Source organism: Chondrinema litorale, assembly GCF_026250525.1.
Taxonomy (GTDB): Bacteria; Bacteroidota; Bacteroidia; order Cytophagales; family Flammeovirgaceae; genus Chondrinema; species Chondrinema litorale.
Window position 1 is genome coordinate 4577982 of the sequence record NZ_CP111043.1, and the last position, 17627, is coordinate 4595608.

Here is a 17627-nt window from a genome sequence, read left to right on the forward strand (position 1 = left end):
CATGTAAATGTGTTAGATTGTAAAATATGTAGAGATTCTAGGAAAAATAAAACAAAATGTTCTAATTATTACAATTAATATAAGACGAATAGATGAAAATACTTATTTTAAACCACTAAATTATAAGGCTTTTTCAATTTGCTAAATACCATAATTTGGTTTTGAAATTGTAAATTTTTAAATATTTGCCATACCTTAGAGGCAAAAAGCTTTCAGCCCTGATTTTTAATGTTTCATTTTGAAGAATATGAAAATAAAATATCAGATTTTTATATCTATGAAATAATTACATAGTGCTTCGACGATCGCTAATTTTACTATTTTTACTCACTTTCACTCAATTAAAGGCAGCAAAATTCTTCAATCAGGAAGATAATGGTGCTTCTTTAACTGATATACAAACTCGTGAAGTTGATTCATTAAACCTGCTCTCAAAAAAATATAAAATTTATAATAAAGACTCTTCACTTTATTTTGCTAAAAATGCCTTAAAAATTGCTATTTCAATAGAATATATTAATGGATTAATTAGTGCGCAACACAACATTGGGGAGTATTATCTAGACGATGGAAATTACGATAGTGCACTGTTGATATTCGAAGCGGCTGATAAAAATGCTAAAAAATATAGGTTAGAGTACCTAGACTGCCTATCTCAGAGTAAAACTGCCATAGTTTATTACTTTATCGGTGAGTACGAAAAATCACTTGACATTCTACTTTCTGAAGAGATTAACAATGTATTGCAGCGTGAAAATAAAACTGAATATGCCAATATTCAGAACATGGTTAGCTATATATACTCAAAGAGAGGTGAACTAAAAAAATCTTTGATTTACAGATACCGGGCATTAAATACAAGATTAGAAATTGGTGATAAAAATGAGATTGCCAAGTCTTATAATGCTTTTGGGATTTTTTACGAGCAACAGGGGAATTACTATAAAGCATTACAATACTATATAGACTCTTACAGAACTAGTAAAGAAATAAATAACTCAAAAGGAGTGGGGATATCTTTACATAATATAGCGAGTATTTATTATAACCTAGGTAATTACGAAAAAGCACTAAGTTATCACAAGGAGGCTCTTTCTATTAAGGAAAAACTTGGCAGCCACAAAGAAATAGGTATATCTATTAAAAACATGGGTTTGGTGTATGGTGCTTTAAATAAGTATGATACTGCAATTAATTTCTTAAATCAAGGCTTAAAAATCTTTGGAAAAGGAGATAACAAATCTCTATATGGTGAAACACTTTACGATCTGGGAAAAGTCTATTTTAATGAAGGGAAATATGATAGTACATTGTATTACTGGAAACAAACCGAGAAGTTGGCTTCAGATATTAATAACAATACACTTTTGCTTCAAACTTACGAAGGCCTTACCAATCTTTGTATAGAAACAAACAACGATGAGGATCTTATAAGATATTTTAAGAAATATAAAGCGATTAAAGACTCACTCGATTTAACAGCTACATCTAGCGAAATTCTTGAATTACAAGCTCGCTTCGAAGAAGAAAATTTTCAAGGTAAGATTGATGAGGTTGAGTTAGAAAAAAGGAAAAAAGAACAAGAACTAGCAGATATTGAAAAACAACGATTTTACCTCGTGTTGCTAGTTGGAATGGCATTTATCTCTATTATTTTCATCTATTTATTTTATAAACGAAGTAGGGTTGCCTCAGAAAAACTCCAACTTCAGAATCAAATAATAAATAACCAGAATGACCATCTGAAAAAACTTAACAACAAGCTAGAGCAATCTAAAGAAGAGTTAGAAAAAATTAATGCTACAAAGGATAAGCTTTTTGCTATTATTTCTCATGATGCAAGAAGTCCTTTAAATTCTCTTAATGGCATGTTGCAACTAGTTGTAGATCAGGTTGACTTACTGGGAAAAGATGAGATTAAAAGTATATTTCAGAAACTGAAAACAAGGGTTGATACAGTAGATAATTTCTTAAATCACTTGCTTGAATGGGCAAGATTGCAAAATGAAGATATTAACATTAAACCTGTTGTGTTTTCGATTAAAGAAAAAGTACAAGAAGTTGTCGATTTGTATAAACCTCAAGCAGGCAAAAAGAACATCAACCTGTTGCATAATATAGACCTTGACATTCAAGTATTTTACGATCCTAATATGCTTGATTTTATTGTGCGAAACTTTATCGCAAATGCCATTAAATTTACTTACGAAAATGGTACTATCTTGCTATCTGTTACTCAAAAAGAATCTTACTTAGAGTTGAATGTGCAAGATAATGGAATTGGCATGTCTGAGGCTGAGCTTAAATCTTTGTTCGATTTGAAAGCGCAGGTTTCGAAGAAAGGAACATTTAGTGAAAAAGGAACTGGCCTTGGTCTTATCCTATGTAAAGAATTTATAGAAAAGAATAATGGAAAACTTTTCGTTTCAAGTACACCAGAAAACGGAACAGTGTTTTCATTTACAATTCCATATGCATAAAAAAAGGGATCTAAGATTGTTTCTTAAATCCCTTTTTCATTAATTATAAACCGAATAGTTTTACCATTCCCGGATGTCCCTGCATTTTTGCATGATTCTCAGGTGACATACCTCTTTGGTCTTTTATATCTTTTTTAGCTCCTTTTTCTAAAAGCATTTCAGCTATTTTAACTTGGCCAAAAGTAGCGGCAAATGTAAGGGCTGTAGCTCCTTGAAAATTTTGCTTATTTACATCAGCTCCTGCTTCAATTAGTTTTTGACCAATACTGGTGTATCCTTTAAAACAAACACCCATTAAAGGAGTGTTTCCAGATGCATCGGGTTGGTCTGCATCAGCTCCTGATTTAAGTAAAAATTCAGTTGCTTCTTCCTGACCGTTGTAAACAGCAAGCATCAATGGTGAAAAGCCCTTGGCATCTTGCACTTTTACTGCTTCTGGAAATGCATTTAATATAATTTTAATTTTATCTATATCTCCTGTTCTGCATGCGTCATAAATATCAGATAATTGTGTGCTCACTTTTTTTAATATTTAAGTTTTCAGAATTTTGAGTTTTTGGTAGTAGATCAGAAATGATTTGATAAACAGCTTCTGCCCATTTGTCTTCAGCGTTTAAGCTCAAAGTATAGTTAAAAGTTGTTCCACCATGTTCTTCAAATAGTTCTTTGTATTGTTCCCCAATTTCCAGTGTAGTTTCTAAACAGTCGGCTACAAATGATGGTGAAATCACCAGTAGGTTTTTAATGCCTTTCTTAGCTAGTTCTTCAATTGTGGCGTCTGTATATGGTTTTATCCATGGGTCTTTACCCAGTCTACTTTGGAAAGAGGTAGTATATTTTGTAATTGGTAAACCAGCTCCTTCGGCAATTAAATTACTTGTTTGGAAACAAGATGATCTGTAACAAAAACTGTTTTCGGTATCTCCTTTACTACAAGTACAGTCAGGTCTTTTACAGTAAGGTACAGTTCCTTGATTCATATTGTCCAGATGTCTTTCTGGTATGCCATGGTAGCTAAATAATACATGGTCAGGCTTATGCTTTTCTACATCGTTTTTAAGCTTTTCAGCAAAACAACTGATGTATCTTGAATCTTCGTGGTAACTATTTAAAAATTGAATATCTGGAATTACATTCCACTTTGATACTAAATCCATTACTTTCTCCGCAACCGAACCAGTTGTAGCTGAAGCATATTGAGGGAAAAGTGGAAAAACAATAATGTGATTAACTCCTTGTCTTCTTAAATTATCGAGTCCAGATTCAATCGAAGGACTTTGATACCTCATTGCTAATTCTACAGGAATATCATCACCGAATTTTTCAGACACCTTTTTTCTTAGTTCTTTGCCATAAACTAATAGAGGAGAACCGTTTTCTAACCACAGTTTTTTGTATTCTTTAGAAACCTTGCCAGAGCGAAAAGGCACAATAATTACTTTAACTAAAAATAGTCGCATTAGGTAGGATACATCGATCACCCTTCCATCCATCAAAAATTCATTAAGATATTTTGCAACATCCTTTTTCTCATAAGAATCTGGTGTACCCAGATTGACCATTAATACTCCCGTTTTTTTCATTTTAGATAAAAGCTTTTTCTAATATATCTATGTGTTGTAAAATTGTGTTTTCATTTTCGCTTTTTTGCAATGCAATAGCAGGTTTTTTTAACATTTTTTTGCTGATACTTGTTACAAGATTTTTAATTTCCTCTTCACTTAGCTTAATCGGGAGGTTTTTTTGTAGTTCTTCGCTTATTAATTTATCGGTTTCATCCTTGTATGCTTTTAGAAATTGACGCAATGGCATTTTTTTAAACCAATTGTCAAAATCTATCATTTCTTGCTCTATAATGCTTTTTACAGATGCAAAAGCTTCTTTTTGTTTAGACTGGTTTTGAACCAAACTTTCGGTAATCTGATCTAAATTATAAAGATAAATGTGATTTAGTTTACCAAGTTTGCTATCGATGCTAAGTGTAGCAGATAAGTCAATCAATACTTTTTGATTTGTTTTACTTGCTTGAGTTGTATGAATAAAACTTTTTGTTTCTCCAATACAACTAATTACTGCATCGAACTGGTTCAGCTCATTCTTTGCTGTTTTTTGCCAATTATAATTGCTAAGATCAAATCTTTCTGCAAGTTCTGTTGCTTTACTCTCTGTGCGATTGGTAATGAAAACTTCTTTAAAGTCGAATTTTTTTGAGTATAAAGCAACTTCTTTAGCAATTTCTCCTGCACCTATTATTAATAGCTTTTTACTATTTAGAGTAGGTTTACCAAATTTGATTTCTATTAATTTTAATGCTTTGTAAGCTGTAGAGTTTGTGCCTTTTCTAAAACCAGTTTCGTTTATAATTTTTTTATGCGCCTTAAATACAGCTTGTAACGATCTTTCTAAAATAGAACCCTGATTTTTGTTTGCCAAAGAATGCTTATAAGCATCTTTAATTTGTGAGATAATCTGGGCATCGCCAATTACAGCAGAACGAAGACCAGTAGAAACCTGCAGCAAGTATTTTAAGGTATGTAATGTATGGTTGCTTAAACTAAATAAGCTACTTACTGTTTTTAATTGGTTTTCTACTGGCACATATTTTTCAATTATAAAATCTCTTATTTGTTCTGCACTTGTTCGATGAGCTTCAAAATAGAATTCTGTTCGGTTACATGTAGAAAGTCCTAATACTCCATTTACATCATCAAACTCTTTAAGTATTTGTTGTTTTAGTTTAGTAATATCATCAGCAGTGAATACAAAGTTTTGCCTTTGCTCAATGCTTGCGGTTTCGTGATTTATAGAGATATATTTGAGTGCTAAATCGGTCATTTGCTTGTGTAATTCAATCGACTTTGCTTGGTAAGTAATTTTTAGCTTGCTTTAAGTTGCTTTAATTAATTACCTCTCCAATTACAGAGAGGTAATTAATCTTATTGTTTTTGATCTATTTATTCAAATTAATTATGCGACTACCATACCTAAAGCTTTTCTAACTCCAGCTCCATAAGCAGGGTCAGCTTTGTCGAATAGTTTCAATTGTCTTTCAATAATTTCTTCGCTTACACCATCCATAGCTTCTGCTATATTGTTGAATAATCGTTGTTTTTGTTCATCATTAAACATTCTGAACAGATTACCTGGTTGTGTAAAGTCATCGTCAGTTTCATTGCCATAGCGTGTTGCATCTCCACTAATTCTCATAGGAGGCTCAGCAAAACTTTCGTCTTCTACAGGGCCATTAAAAGAATTAGGTTCGTAATAAGCATCAGGATTACCGCTATTGTTATCGAAAAATCTCATTGAACCATCTTTATGGTAATGGTTTACTTCACTCACTGGTTTGTTAGCTGGCAAAGCTTCGTAGTGCGTTCCTAGTCTGTATCTGTGTGCATCTGCATAAGAGAAAATTCTCGATTGCAATACCTTATCAGGAGAGAAGCCAATACCCGGAACTACATTTGAGGGTGAAAACGCTGCATTTTCGATGTATTGGAAATAGTTATCAGGATTTTTATTTAGCTCCAACTCGCCAACTTCTATAAGAGGATAATCGCTATGTGGCCAAACTTTGGTTAAATCAAATGGATTGTATGATGTTTTCTCAGCATCCATTTCTGGCATAATTTGCACATACATTTTCCACTTAGGAAAATCTCCCTTTTCTATTGATCCATAAAGCTCTTCTTGGAATGTTTCTCTAGACTTACCAATTACTTTTACAGATTCTTCATTGGTATAGTGTTTATGGCCTTGTTGGGTTTTAAAATGGAATTTTACCCAATAGCGCTCACCTTCTTTGTTATAAAAACTGAAAGTATGCGAGCCATAGCCATTCATATATTGAGGGCCAACTGGAATGCCTCTGTCAGACATTAATATTGTAACTTGGTGTAAGCTCTCCGGTACAAGCGACCAAAAATCCCACATAGCTTCTGGTGAGCGAAGATTGGTTTTAGGATGCCTTTTTTGAGTTCTTATAAAGTCTGGAAATTTATAACCATCTCTAATAAAAAATACTGGTGTGTTGTTTCCTACTAAATCCCAGTTGCCTTCTTCAGTATAAAATTTAAGTGCAAAACCTCTTACATCTCTTTCAGCATCTGCTGCCCCTTGTTCTCCTGCCACTGTAGAAAAGCGTGCTAACATTGGTGTTTGCTTACCAATAGTATCAAATATTTTAGCACTGGTGTATTTAGTAATGTCGTGTGTAATGGTTAGTGTTCCTTGAGCACCCCATCCTTTAGCATGTACTACTCTTTCTGGAATACGCTCCCTATTTTGATGTGCTAGTTTCTCTATAAGTTGATAGTCTTCTAATAGTACAGGACCTCTTTGACCTGCTGTTTTTGAATGTTGGTTACTTGCGATTGGTGCGCCACCTGTTGTGGTTAGTTTTTTCTTGCTCATGGTTAAAAAAATTTTAGTTTATTTTTTCTTGTATTGCTACAGTTTGTTCTGGTTACTTAATGCGAAAATCCGATAAATAGCTATATTTGTCAAATAAATAATATAAATCACATTATTTAAAATATAAATAAATGACGCTCCAACAACTGCAATACGTAGTAGCCTTAGATAATCATAGACATTTTGTAAAAGCGGCTGAAAGTTGTTTTGTGGCTCAACCAACCTTAACACTACAGGTTAAAAAGCTTGAAGATGAAATAGGTCTGGTTTTGTTCGATCGATCAGCACAGCCTTTAAAACCTACGCCATTGGGCATTTCTTTTATTAGCAAAGCCCGCGAAATTTTGAGAGAAGTTGATGCACTCAAAAACATGGTTAACACCGAAAAAGAAGTATTGGAAGGAACATTTAGATTAGGTGTAATTCCCACTTTAGCTCCTTATCTGCTACCATTATTTATTAAACAGTTTAGTGAAGATCACCCTGCTATTAGTCTAGAAGTTAAGGAAATGCAGTCCAACGAAATAATAAGTGGTCTAAAAAACGAATCACTTGATATTGGCTTAATGGTAACTCCTGTAAACGATAATGCAATTAGAGAATATGTTTTGTTCTATGAGCCTTTTCTTGTTTACACCAGCGAAGAGAATACACTTTTCGACAAAGAAGAGGTGAGTGCAACTGATATCATTCCCGATGGCTTATGGCTATTGAATCAGGGACATTGCTTTAGAAATCAGGTGCTGAATATTTGCAATACCTCTAATCTTTCTGCTCACAAAGGTCTTTCTTTTGAAAGCGGCTCAATTGAAACATTAAAAAATCTTGTAAGATATAATTATGGATATACCCTTGTTCCGGAGTTGTCTATCCATAAAAAAATTGATGATCCTTTCTTAAGGAGATTTTCGGAACCACAGCCTGCCAGAGAAGTAAGTATTGTGGTACATCAAAGCTTCGCAAGAGAATTATTGATGGAACGATTGCGACAGGCTATATTAAATGTAGTTCCTGATAATTTTAAGAAGAACAAAAAGTTTCTCAAGATTCAATGGCGATAATTATTTTGTCTCTTGTATAGCCTCTTTTAAAGTTTCTGCATGTTGGGCAACCAGATTTTGTTGCTCACCTTGTAAGTCAAATCTGTAAATATCTTTAGAACCTTTAATAGTGATGGCCTCAATTTTATCGCTGAGCAATTGGTGATAATGTTCTTCCATTTTTTCTGCCCAGCTAGGGTCTTTAGCAACCTCGGTACTTACCAGATAGTAACTTACTTTATAATCACCATAATCACAGTTTGTATCAGATTGCTGTCTTAATAGCATTTCTTCGCCATTTGCAAAGTGAATTAAAGCTTGTCCGTTTTTTTCTCTCAAACATCCGATATTATCTACATTTAGAATTTTAAAAGAAAGAAAATAAAGTACTCTTCCATTGTCGGTTTTAATATATTTAAAAGACGGATAAATACTTGGTTGATCTGTTTCTGGCTTTTCACCATCCCAAGGACTGGTGGTAATTACTCGAGTGTTGGTTCCCTCATCAATTTCATTTCTTTGGATTGACTGTCCGAAAACAGAAAAAGTTGATAGTAGTAAAAAAATACTGGTTAAAGTTTTCATAGGATTTTATGTTAATTGTTCAGTTAATACTTCTATTAAAAAAATAGGCTATATATTTTCAACAGCTTAAAGCGAATAATGTTAAGATTCGCTCGTAGTCAGCGCTCGTAAAAGCTTCAATATCAATATTGAATAGGAGTAAATAAGATTGAATACTTTAAAAATTTTCTGTGATAAATGCGCAATTCTACTTCTGAGTGGTAAATAATTTTGATAAAAGAACTTAGCGTAAAATCACCATCATTTTTCTTAGAAAAAATATGATAATTTGAAGATTGTTTTTTAGCTTTAAGAAATCATTAATTATCTAAGAACAGTTTATGATGAGTAAACTATAAAAACTACAACAATCACCTTATACTTAATTATCTTCTTGTTATTTGACTAAATTACTAGCAATCAGTTTTTTAAAACTGAATTTTAACCACAAAAATTTACGTTTTGAACAGAAGAAATTTTGTGCAACTAGCAGGTTTAGGAATGGGAGCAATGATTGCACCTTTACCAGCCTTTAGCAAATCTGTGCATCCTAGCGAAATGTTACGGAAAATGGATGTTGCAAGAAACAAAAGCTTAGCAGACATCGGTTTAAATGCAGCTACTTCCAAAGGGGCTTCCTATGCAGATATCCGAATTGGAAGATACCTCAATCAATACCTTTTTACTCGTGAAGACAAAGTGCAAAATATTGTAAATACGGAGTCTTATGGTTTGGGAATCAGAGTGATTGCAGATGGAACTTGGGGATTTGCTTCAACCAACGATGTAACCCCTGAGGGAATAAAGAAGGCTGCTGAACAAGCTGTATTAATAGCAAAAGCAAATGCTAAAATCCAGAAAGAACCTGTAAATCTGGTTCCTGTAAAGTCTTATGGCGAACAAAGTTGGAAAGCACCTATCAAGCAAAATGCATTTGAAGTTCCAATAAAAGATAAAGCCGATTTATTGATAGAAGCCAATACAAAGGCGATGGAGGCCGGAGCAAGCTTTATCAATTCAAACCTATTTTTGGTAAACGAGCAAAAGTACTTTGCATCTACAGAAGGTAGCTATATCGATCAAGATGTACATAGAATATGGCCAACCTTTACAGTAACAGCTATTGGTGAAGATGGCTTTAAAACCAGAAATGCACTAAGTGCACCTTTAGGAATGGGTTATGAATATCTGCAACCAAAAGCAGAAGATAAAGTAATTGGACCTGAAGGAATTGTACTTTACAAACATTCTTATGATATAGTTGAAGATGCTGTAGCTGCTGCCAAACAAGCTAAAGCTATGCTCGGAGCAAAATCTGTAGATCCGGGTAAATATAGTTTAGTATTAGAGCCAAACCACCTTGGGCTTACCATACATGAGTCTGTTGGCCACCCATTGGAACTAGACCGTGTATTAGGTTACGAAGCTAACTATGCAGGAACTAGTTTCGCTACTTTAGATAAATGGGAGAGTAAATCTTTCGAATACGGAAGTAAAGAAGTAAATATTTTTGCAGATAAAACACAGCCATTTTCTTTAGGTGCAGTTGGTTTTGATGACGAAGGAGTAAAAACAAAGAAATGGGATTTAATTAAAGAAGGTGTTCTTGTAAATTATCAAGCAATTAGAGATCAAGCCCATATTATTGGCGAAGAAGAATCTCATGGTTGCTGCTATGCAGATAGCTGGAATTCAGTTCAATTCCAAAGAATGCCCAATGTTTCACTAGCACCAGGAAAAGAACCTTACTCTGTTGCAGAAATGATTAAAAATGTAGACAGAGGTATTTATATTGCCGGAAGAGGTTCTTATTCAATAGATCAGCAGCGCTATAATTTCCAGTTTGGAGGTCAGCTTTTTTATGAGATCAAAAACGGAGAAATTACTGGCATGCTCAACGATGTAGCCTACCAATCGAACACACAAGAATTCTGGAATTCATGTTCAAAAGTTTGTGATGAAAGTGACTATCGCCTGTTCGGATCATTTTTCGACGGTAAAGGTCAGCCATCACAAGTAAGCGCAGTTTCGCATGGAAGTGCCACTGCTCGCTTCGACGATGTAAACGTGATTAACACAGCAAGAAAAATATAATTTGTAAATTTTAATTGCCTATGAATAGAAGAGACTTTACCCGATTGGCCGGTCTTGGTGCCGGAGCTATGTTTTTGCCTTTCCAGATGAATGGTAAAGATGTGCCACTAGATACTTACTCACCCGGAATGGATCAGTTGCTCAAAAAAGAATTGGCTGATGTTGCTTTAAATGCAGCAAAAGACATGGGAGCATCTTATTCGGATGTAAGAATCGGAAGATACCTCAATCAATTTGTAATTACTCGTGAGAACAAGGTTCAAAATATAGTAAATACTGAATCTTTTGGTGTGGGAATAAGAGTGATTGTAGATGGAACATGGGGTTTTGCTTCTAGTAATGATGTTTCAAGAGAAGGAATTGCAAAAGCGGCAAAACAAGCTGCTGCCATTGCAAAAGCAAACTCAAAATATCAAGATGAACCAGTACAACTTGCTCCAGTAAAATCTCAAGGAGAAGTTGCTTGGAAAGCACCTATTACAAAAAATGCTTTTGAAGTTCCTGTAAAAGATAAAGTTGATATTTTGCTAAATGCCAATGCAAAAGCGATGGATGCTGGTGCAAATTATATCAGCTCAATGATGTTTCTTGTGAATGAACAAAAGTATTTTGCATCTACTGATGGTAGTTATATCGATCAGGATGTTCACAGAATATGGCCCAACTTTAACATTACTTGTGTTGATGAAAAAACAGGTAAGTTTAAAAATAGACAATCTTTAAGCTCACCAATGGGAATGGGCTTCGAATACATGGATGGTATTAAAGAGGATAAAACATTATCTCCATCTGGAATGACTCTTTATGGTAACTCTTACGATATTGAAGAAGATGCCATATTTGCTGCTAAGCAAGCTAGAGACAGTCTTACAGCGAAGTCTGTAGATCCGGGTAAATATACTTTGGTATTAGACCCAAGCCACTTGTGGTTAACCATTCACGAATCTGTAGGGCACCCACTAGAACTCGACAGGGTATTAGGTTACGAAGCCAACTTTGCTGGAACTAGTTTCGCTACATTGGATAAGTGGCAAAGTAAGACTTTTGAATACGGAAGCGATAAGGTGAATCTAATTGCCGATAAAACTCAAAAGAACTCTTTAGGTGCTGTTGGTTATGATGATGAAGGTGTTCCATGTAAAAAATGGGATTTGGTAAAAGATGGTGTTCTTGTAAATTATCAAGCAATTAGAGATCAAGCGCACATCATCGGAGAGGAAGAATCTCATGGATGTTGCTATGCTGATAGCTGGAGTTCTGTGCAGTTCCAACGTATGGCGAATGTGTCTCTTGCTCCTGGTAAAGACCCATTGTCAGTTCAAGAAATGATTAAAGATGTAGAAAGAGGTATTTACATTATTGGAGATGGTTCTTTCTCAATCGACCAACAACGTTACAACTTCCAGTTTGGTGGACAAGCATTTTTCGAAATCAAAGAAGGTGAAATAAAAGGCCAGCTTAGAGATGTGGCTTATCAGTCAAATACGCAGGAATTCTGGAATTCTTGTAGCGCTGTTTGCGATGAGTCTGACTACAGACTTGGTGGTTCTTTCTTCGATGGTAAAGGACAACCTTCTCAGTCTAGTGCAGTATCACATGGTTCATCTACAACAAGATTCGACAATGTGAATGTCATCAACACTGAAAGAAAAATATAATTGATTATCGTTCAATAATAACAAAAATATTCAATGGCTATATTTTCAAAAGAAGAAGCTAAAAGCATTTTGGAAAAGGTGATCGGATTCTCTACTGCAGACGAATGCGAAGCCAACCTTAGAGGTAATGCGGGAGGTAACATCCGTTACGCTAGAAATACGGTATCTACCAGTGGTATGGAAGCTAACACCAGTTTAGTTGTACAAGCTGCATTTGGAAAACAAGTGGGTACTGCCTCAATAAACGAATTTGATGATGAGTCTCTAAAAAAGGTAGTTCAGCGTGCTGAGGAATTAGCAAAGCTAGCTCCTGAGAACCCAGAGTATATGGGTGTTTTAGAACCTCAAGAATATCAAACTTCAGAAGAATATGTGCAGGCAACTGCTGATATTACTCCTGAATACAGAGCTGAAGTAGCTGCGGTAAGTATAAAGCCGGCAAAAGAGCAGGATGTAACTGCTGCTGGTTTTTTAAGCGATTCTTATGGGTTTTCATCAATGATGAACTCTAAAGGTTTGTTCGCTTACAGTAAGTCTTCTAATGTAGATTTTACAGTTACCATGCGAAGTAACGATGGTACTGGTTCTGGATGGGTTACTCGCGATTTTAATGATGTAACTAAGTTCGATGCTGCTGAAGCATCTTCAATTGCGATTAAAAAATCGTTGGCTTCTAGAAATCCAAGAGCAATTGAGCCGGGTAAATACACAGTAATTCTTGAGCCAGCAGCATCATCTCAGCTTATCGGTAATATGGTAAGAAATATGGGTGCAAGAGCTGCTGATGAAGGAAGAAGCTTTATGAGCAAGAAAGGAGAAAAAGGCAAGAATAGATTAGGAGAGAAGATGTTTGATGAAAGAGTAAATCTCTACATCGATCCTTTGCATCCAGAAGTACCTTCTTCTACTTGGTCTAACGATGGTATGCCAATCAAAAAAATGGACTTGATTAAAGATGGCGTGGTTAAAAACCTTTTCTACTCAAGATATTGGGCACAAGAAAAAGGTGTTGAGCCAGTACCATCTAGTAGAACTTTCATTATGGCGGGTGGTACCGACACCATAGAAGAAATGATAAAGGATACTAAGAAAGGTATTCTTGTTACTAGAATGTGGTATATCAGAACAGTAGACCCACAAACCTTACTATACACAGGTCTTACAAGAGATGGTACTTTTTATATCGAAGATGGTGAAATTAAATATCCATTGAAAAACTTCAGGTTTAACGAAAGTCCTGTGATTATGCTTAACAACCTTGAAAAATTAGGTAAGCAATACAGAGTAAATGGCGACTTCGTACCTGTAATGAAAATCAGAGACTTTACATTCAGTAGCTTATCTGATGCGATTTAACAAGTAAAATGCTATTCAGGCCGCCTTTGAAGAACAAGGCGGCTTTTTCATTTGTTGCAATGAAGTTGTAAAGAAGAAATGTATGGAGGGAAAAATCAATCAGTATAACCTGAACTATAAGAAGTTTTCTAAAGAATTAGAAAGTGATTTCCATTTTGCTGCCACAAAATTGAAGGCTGGTAATAGTTTTTTCTTTACCAGGTTACAATACAATTCTGGAGATTGGAATACTGATCAGCGTATGCCTTCTAACTTGTTAAATTCGGTAGTGGAGTATACAACCATTCCTGTAGATACCAAAGAGAATGTTGTTCCACTTGGGAGCGATGAGTTATTTAATGCACCTTTTTGCTATTTGAGTGGACATAAATTGGTGGAGTTTGACCAAAAAGAAAAAGCCAATTTTAAGAAGTATGTAGAAAATGGCGGTTTCATTTTTGTCGACGATTGCAACCACGATATAGACGGACTTTTTGCCAAATCTTTTGAAGCAGAAATGATTGAGATTTTTGGCGATAATGCTTTAAAGAAGATTCCTAATAACCACAAGATTTACAATTGCTTCTTTGAGTTTGAAGATGGCCCACCAAATACCTCTGTAGAATTAAATGGTTGGGGAGATGATCTCGTACATGACTACCTTAAAGCCATTGAAGTAGATGGACGAATTTGCGTGCTTTACAGTAACAAAGATTATGGGTGCGAATGGGATTACGACCATCGAAATAAAAGATGGATGGCAAGAGATAATACTCGATTTGGCATAAATATCATTTTATATGCACTTACAGCTTAAGTGCTTATTTGTAACAAATTAAACATTCAAACAGCTACAATTTTCAATGACAGAAAAAGATGTTCATCAGCTAATAGGCAAAATACACGCACTAAAAGCTGAAATACAAAAAGTAATTATCGGGCAGGAAGATATAATTGATCAATTATTAATCTGCTTTATGGCAGGTGGCCATGCCTTACTAGAAGGTGTTCCGGGTTTAGCTAAAACCCTTATGATTAGAACACTGTCTGAAGCAGTGCATCTCAATTTTAAAAGAATTCAGTTTACGCCAGACTTAATGCCAGCAGATATTACTGGTACCGAAGTATTAGAAGAAGATATTACTTCTGGGAAGAAGTTTTTTAAATTCAACCACGGACCAATATTCGCCAACATCATTTTGGCCGATGAGATAAACAGAACTCCTCCAAAAACGCAGGCTGCTTTGCTAGAAGCCATGCAAGAATATGAAGTAACTTACGGTGGTAAGACTTATTCATTAGAAAAACCATTTTTCATTCTAGCTACCCAGAACCCAGTTGAACAATCTGGTACTTTTCCATTACCAGAAGCTCAATTAGACAGGTTTCTATTTTATATTCAATTAGGTTATCCTGAGGAGCAAGACGAATTTACAATACTTTCTAGTACTACTGGTAGCAAAAAAACTAAGGTTGAAAGTGTAATTACCGGTGAAGAAATTGCAGCAGTTCAACAGCTTGTAAGAGAAGTGCCTGTAAATGATACGCTTATTTCGAGAGTGAACAGAATTGTAAGAGCAACCCGCCCGCAAACTACTTCGGTAGACATGGTGAAATCTTGGGTGCAATGGGGAGCTGGCCCTAGAGCTGGGCAGGCAATGATGTTAACTGCAAAAGCTGCTGCTTTACTCGATGGCAGATTTGCTGTTACACCTAATGATATTGAGAAAGTAGCTTATCCTGTATTGCGTCATAGAATGTTGATGAACTTTAAAGCGGAAGCTTCTGGAAAAAATACAGATGAAATAACCAGTGCCATACTGCAAGAAATAAAAGCTTAAATATGGAAAACTATCTGGACCCTGAGTTGATCAATTCGGTGGAAGGTTTGGAGTTACTAGCCAGAAAAACTGTAGAAGGATTTCTGGCTGGTGCTAACAGAAATTTACGCGCTGGGCAAGGGCAGGAGTTTAGTCAGTATAAGTCTTACCAACCTGGAGACGATTTAAGACAACTAGACTGGAAGCTTTTAGCCAGAACAAGCAGGTATTACATTAAAGAGTCTGAAACGGAAACTAATGTAACCAGTACTTTTATTCTAGATGCATCTGCATCTATGAAATACGAAGAAAACAATTTGAGCAAATTGGCTTTTTCTAAAGCGATTATAGCTTGTTTGGCATATATGGCTAAAAAACAAGGAGATTTAATTAGCCTGTTTGCTTTAAATGAAATGGAATTAGTACAACTTCCACCAAAGCAGTCAACTGGATTTTTTATGCATTTTTTGCATGAATTGCATCAGGTGCAAGGCATGAAAAAATGGCCAGAGCAAACAGATAATGTTTTTTTAGGTAGTAGAAATAAAGGGTTGGTAATCTGCTTTTCCGATTTGTATGAAAATGATTCTGAGATAACTCAATTGCTTAAAAACGTTGCCGCTGCTGGAAATGAAGTGATGTTGTTTCATGTTTTGGGCAAAAAAGAATTGACTTTCGATTTTGGAAATACTTCTACTTTCCAAGACTTGGAAACAGGTGAGCTGCTAGAAGTGAACCCCAAGAAATACAAAGAAAAGTATCTGGAAAGAATGAATGCATTTATTAAAAATGCTGAAACCAGTATGCTGGAAAATAATATCAGTTATGTGCAGGTAGATTTACAGCAGCATCCAGCTCTTCTATTGCAAACTTTTCTAAAAAGGAGAAAAGCTGGATTGCCATAAATTATATCTTTAGAATTTTTAATCTTCTTTTTTTACTTCGGTCTCATTAGTAGCAGCATTAGCTTTCGCTAAAGCTTTCTCCTTTTTTCTTTCGTCTAGTGCTACCAAGCCAACTTCAAGAAAGTGCATGTAGAAAGACAAAAACAAAATGGTTAAGTGCACACCAAAAGACATATAAGAAATGATAGAAATAATACCGAAATAGATTAGGTAGAAAGTAACATCTGCGGCAAATTCTATAATGAAGTTATATTCTTTAAATTTCCTTTTTACCCACATAGTTACTGGGTCGTTTACTGTAATAGCCTTGTAAGAAATTAAAGAGTAAGCAACAAGCAGTAATAAAATAAAATAAATAGAAACTAGATTATCACCATTTTCTAAAGCAAGAAATGCATTTAGTAGAATGAGTGGCCCCGGTGTTTTACCATAAATGGTATTATGTATATCTCGATCTTCAAAATCACCGACAATAACAATTTTATCCTTTGTCATTGCCTGAATGAAAGACGGTGATGCCATCACCATTTCATTGAGATATAAATAATTGTACATATCCCTTTTGAATATGTCGTATTGATCTACCGGATAATCAATAATAAATGAATTGAAAATCTTCTTGCCATCTAATTTATCATAAAGGAATCCTTCTTCGAATTTCGCATCATGAATTTTTTCATACATTAAAAGGGGAGTAGTCTTTAAAGAATCTCCTTGAATTAAATGGTATTTCAACACCAAATCTCGATCTTCATCATCAACCTGCATATCTGATAAGCCAAGCGGGGCTTTTACTACAGGATATAATGGTTTCCCTTTTACATCCTTGTGGTAAGAAACCAAACAGTTTTTTACTTTTAGTAACTCGGCTTCTAAAAGAGAATCGTCTGGTGAATCGTCGAGAAAGTTAACATCTATCAGGAGAAACTCGTGGTTGTCAGGCTTTTGGTTCATTGCCTGAAGCAACTTTGCGATGGATGCTCTATTAGTAATTGCTTGATTACCTATTGGAGTGCCAGTTGAATCTATTCTTGGAATTAATTTTTTATCCCAACTCACATTTACTAACAGCAGTCTGTCTTTATCTGGTCTTTTTTTCTGACCTAACAGTTTATTTTTTACTGCAGCTGTTAACTGAATAAGAATAATCTCATCGTCTAGCGTAAATGTTATGGAAAGGTAAATTAGGGTGGCAATAATTAGAAATACACCGTGACCTATAGACAAGCCAATTCGAACATATGTATTTCGCTTTTCTTGGAAAATTGGTGTCAAAAAAATTAGGATTATGGTTCAAATAAAAAAATAACGGCAACTA

14 protein-coding genes are annotated in these 17627 nt (G+C 34.9%); 8 read left to right on the forward strand and 6 right to left on the reverse strand.

Going from position 1 to position 17627, the window contains the following annotated elements; all coding sequences use genetic code 11:
* The first annotated feature begins 293 nt into the window (after positions 1–293).
* Entirely contained in the window at positions 294–2480 is a 2187-nt protein-coding gene (locus OQ292_RS18930) for a tetratricopeptide repeat-containing sensor histidine kinase (protein ID WP_284683713.1), read from the forward strand.
* Between the two features lie 43 nt (positions 2481–2523).
* On the opposite strand, the gene OQ292_RS18935 is transcribed toward OQ292_RS18930, so the two are convergent.
* The 4 genes from OQ292_RS18935 to OQ292_RS18950 form a co-directional block, all read right to left on the reverse strand.
* Complete coding sequence (locus OQ292_RS18935) at positions 2524–3000, reverse strand: ankyrin repeat domain-containing protein (RefSeq protein WP_284683714.1); 477 nt, start codon at positions 2998–3000, stop codon at positions 2524–2526.
* Positions 2981–4063, reverse strand: coding sequence for a ferrochelatase (hemH, locus tag OQ292_RS18940; RefSeq protein WP_284683715.1), 1083 nt, complete (start codon positions 4061–4063; stop codon positions 2981–2983). The genes OQ292_RS18935 and hemH overlap by 20 nt, the downstream gene beginning before the upstream one ends.
* Position 4064: 1 nt before the next feature.
* On the reverse strand, positions 4065–5315 hold the full coding sequence (hemA, locus tag OQ292_RS18945) for a glutamyl-tRNA reductase (RefSeq protein ID WP_284683716.1): 1251 nt from the start codon (positions 5313–5315) through the stop codon (positions 4065–4067).
* 132 nt (positions 5316–5447) lie between these two features.
* Positions 5448–6893 carry a catalase gene (locus OQ292_RS18950; RefSeq protein ID WP_284683717.1) on the reverse strand — a complete coding sequence of 482 codons (1446 nt, stop codon included), beginning with the start codon at positions 6891–6893 and terminating at the stop codon, positions 5448–5450.
* Between the two features lie 131 nt (positions 6894–7024).
* Here OQ292_RS18950 and OQ292_RS18955 point away from each other — a divergent pair, with 131 nt between their 5' ends.
* Complete coding sequence (locus OQ292_RS18955) at positions 7025–7954, forward strand: hydrogen peroxide-inducible genes activator (RefSeq protein WP_284683718.1); 930 nt, start codon at positions 7025–7027, stop codon at positions 7952–7954.
* On the opposite strand, the gene OQ292_RS18960 is transcribed toward OQ292_RS18955, so the two are convergent.
* Positions 7955–8518 carry a hypothetical protein gene (locus tag OQ292_RS18960; RefSeq protein WP_284683719.1) on the reverse strand — a complete coding sequence of 188 codons (564 nt, stop codon included), beginning with the start codon at positions 8516–8518 and terminating at the stop codon, positions 7955–7957.
* A 441-nt stretch (positions 8519–8959) separates the two neighbouring features.
* Here OQ292_RS18960 and OQ292_RS18965 point away from each other — a divergent pair, with 441 nt between their 5' ends.
* The 6 genes from OQ292_RS18965 (at position 8960) to OQ292_RS18990 (ending at position 16309) form a co-directional block, all read left to right on the forward strand.
* The gene (locus tag OQ292_RS18965; RefSeq protein ID WP_284683720.1) at positions 8960–10591 is read left to right on the forward strand and encodes a TldD/PmbA family protein; all 1632 of its coding nucleotides are present in this window, start codon (positions 8960–8962) and stop codon (positions 10589–10591) included.
* Between the two features lie 20 nt (positions 10592–10611).
* Complete coding sequence (locus OQ292_RS18970) at positions 10612–12249, forward strand: TldD/PmbA family protein (RefSeq protein ID WP_284683721.1); 1638 nt, start codon at positions 10612–10614, stop codon at positions 12247–12249.
* A 33-nt stretch (positions 12250–12282) separates the two neighbouring features.
* Positions 12283–13605 carry a TldD/PmbA family protein gene (locus OQ292_RS18975; protein ID WP_284683722.1) on the forward strand — a complete coding sequence of 441 codons (1323 nt, stop codon included), beginning with the start codon at positions 12283–12285 and terminating at the stop codon, positions 13603–13605.
* Between the two features lie 82 nt (positions 13606–13687).
* Entirely contained in the window at positions 13688–14401 is a 714-nt protein-coding gene (locus OQ292_RS18980; RefSeq protein WP_284683723.1) for a DUF4159 domain-containing protein, read from the forward strand.
* Positions 14402–14447: 46 nt separating this feature from the next.
* The gene (locus OQ292_RS18985; protein ID WP_284683724.1) at positions 14448–15425 is read left to right on the forward strand and encodes an AAA family ATPase; all 978 of its coding nucleotides are present in this window, start codon (positions 14448–14450) and stop codon (positions 15423–15425) included.
* A gap of 2 nt (positions 15426–15427) precedes the next feature.
* The gene (locus OQ292_RS18990) at positions 15428–16309 is read left to right on the forward strand and encodes a DUF58 domain-containing protein (protein ID WP_284683725.1); all 882 of its coding nucleotides are present in this window, start codon (positions 15428–15430) and stop codon (positions 16307–16309) included.
* Positions 16310–16327: 18 nt separating this feature from the next.
* Here the strand turns inward: OQ292_RS18990 and OQ292_RS18995 are convergent, their stop codons facing one another.
* A complete protein-coding gene (locus OQ292_RS18995) occupies positions 16328–17584 on the reverse strand; it encodes a CHASE2 domain-containing protein (RefSeq protein WP_284683726.1) in 1257 nt (418 codons plus the stop codon).
* Positions 17585–17627 lie beyond the last annotated feature (43 nt).

Bases quoted from the DNA above. Each gene is read 5' to 3' on its own strand.
- hemH (WP_284683715.1), bottom strand. From the start codon at position 4,063: ATGAAAAAAACGGGAGTATTAATGGTCAATCTGGGTACACCAGATTCT.
- OQ292_RS18960 (WP_284683719.1), bottom strand. From the start codon at position 8,518: ATGAAAACTTTAACCAGTATTTTTTTACTACTATCAACTTTTTCTGTT.
- OQ292_RS18990 (WP_284683725.1), top strand. From the start codon at position 15,428: ATGGAAAACTATCTGGACCCTGAGTTGATCAATTCGGTGGAAGGTTTG.
- OQ292_RS18955 (WP_284683718.1), top strand. From the start codon at position 7,025: ATGACGCTCCAACAACTGCAATACGTAGTAGCCTTAGATAATCATAGA.
- OQ292_RS18980 (WP_284683723.1), top strand. From the start codon at position 13,688: ATGGAGGGAAAAATCAATCAGTATAACCTGAACTATAAGAAGTTTTCT.
- OQ292_RS18950 (WP_284683717.1), bottom strand. From the start codon at position 6,893: ATGAGCAAGAAAAAACTAACCACAACAGGTGGCGCACCAATCGCAAGT.
- OQ292_RS18970 (WP_284683721.1), top strand. From the start codon at position 10,612: ATGAATAGAAGAGACTTTACCCGATTGGCCGGTCTTGGTGCCGGAGCT.
- OQ292_RS18985 (WP_284683724.1), top strand. From the start codon at position 14,448: ATGACAGAAAAAGATGTTCATCAGCTAATAGGCAAAATACACGCACTA.
- hemA (WP_284683716.1), bottom strand. From the start codon at position 5,315: ATGACCGATTTAGCACTCAAATATATCTCTATAAATCACGAAACCGCA.
- OQ292_RS18975 (WP_284683722.1), top strand. From the start codon at position 12,283: ATGGCTATATTTTCAAAAGAAGAAGCTAAAAGCATTTTGGAAAAGGTG.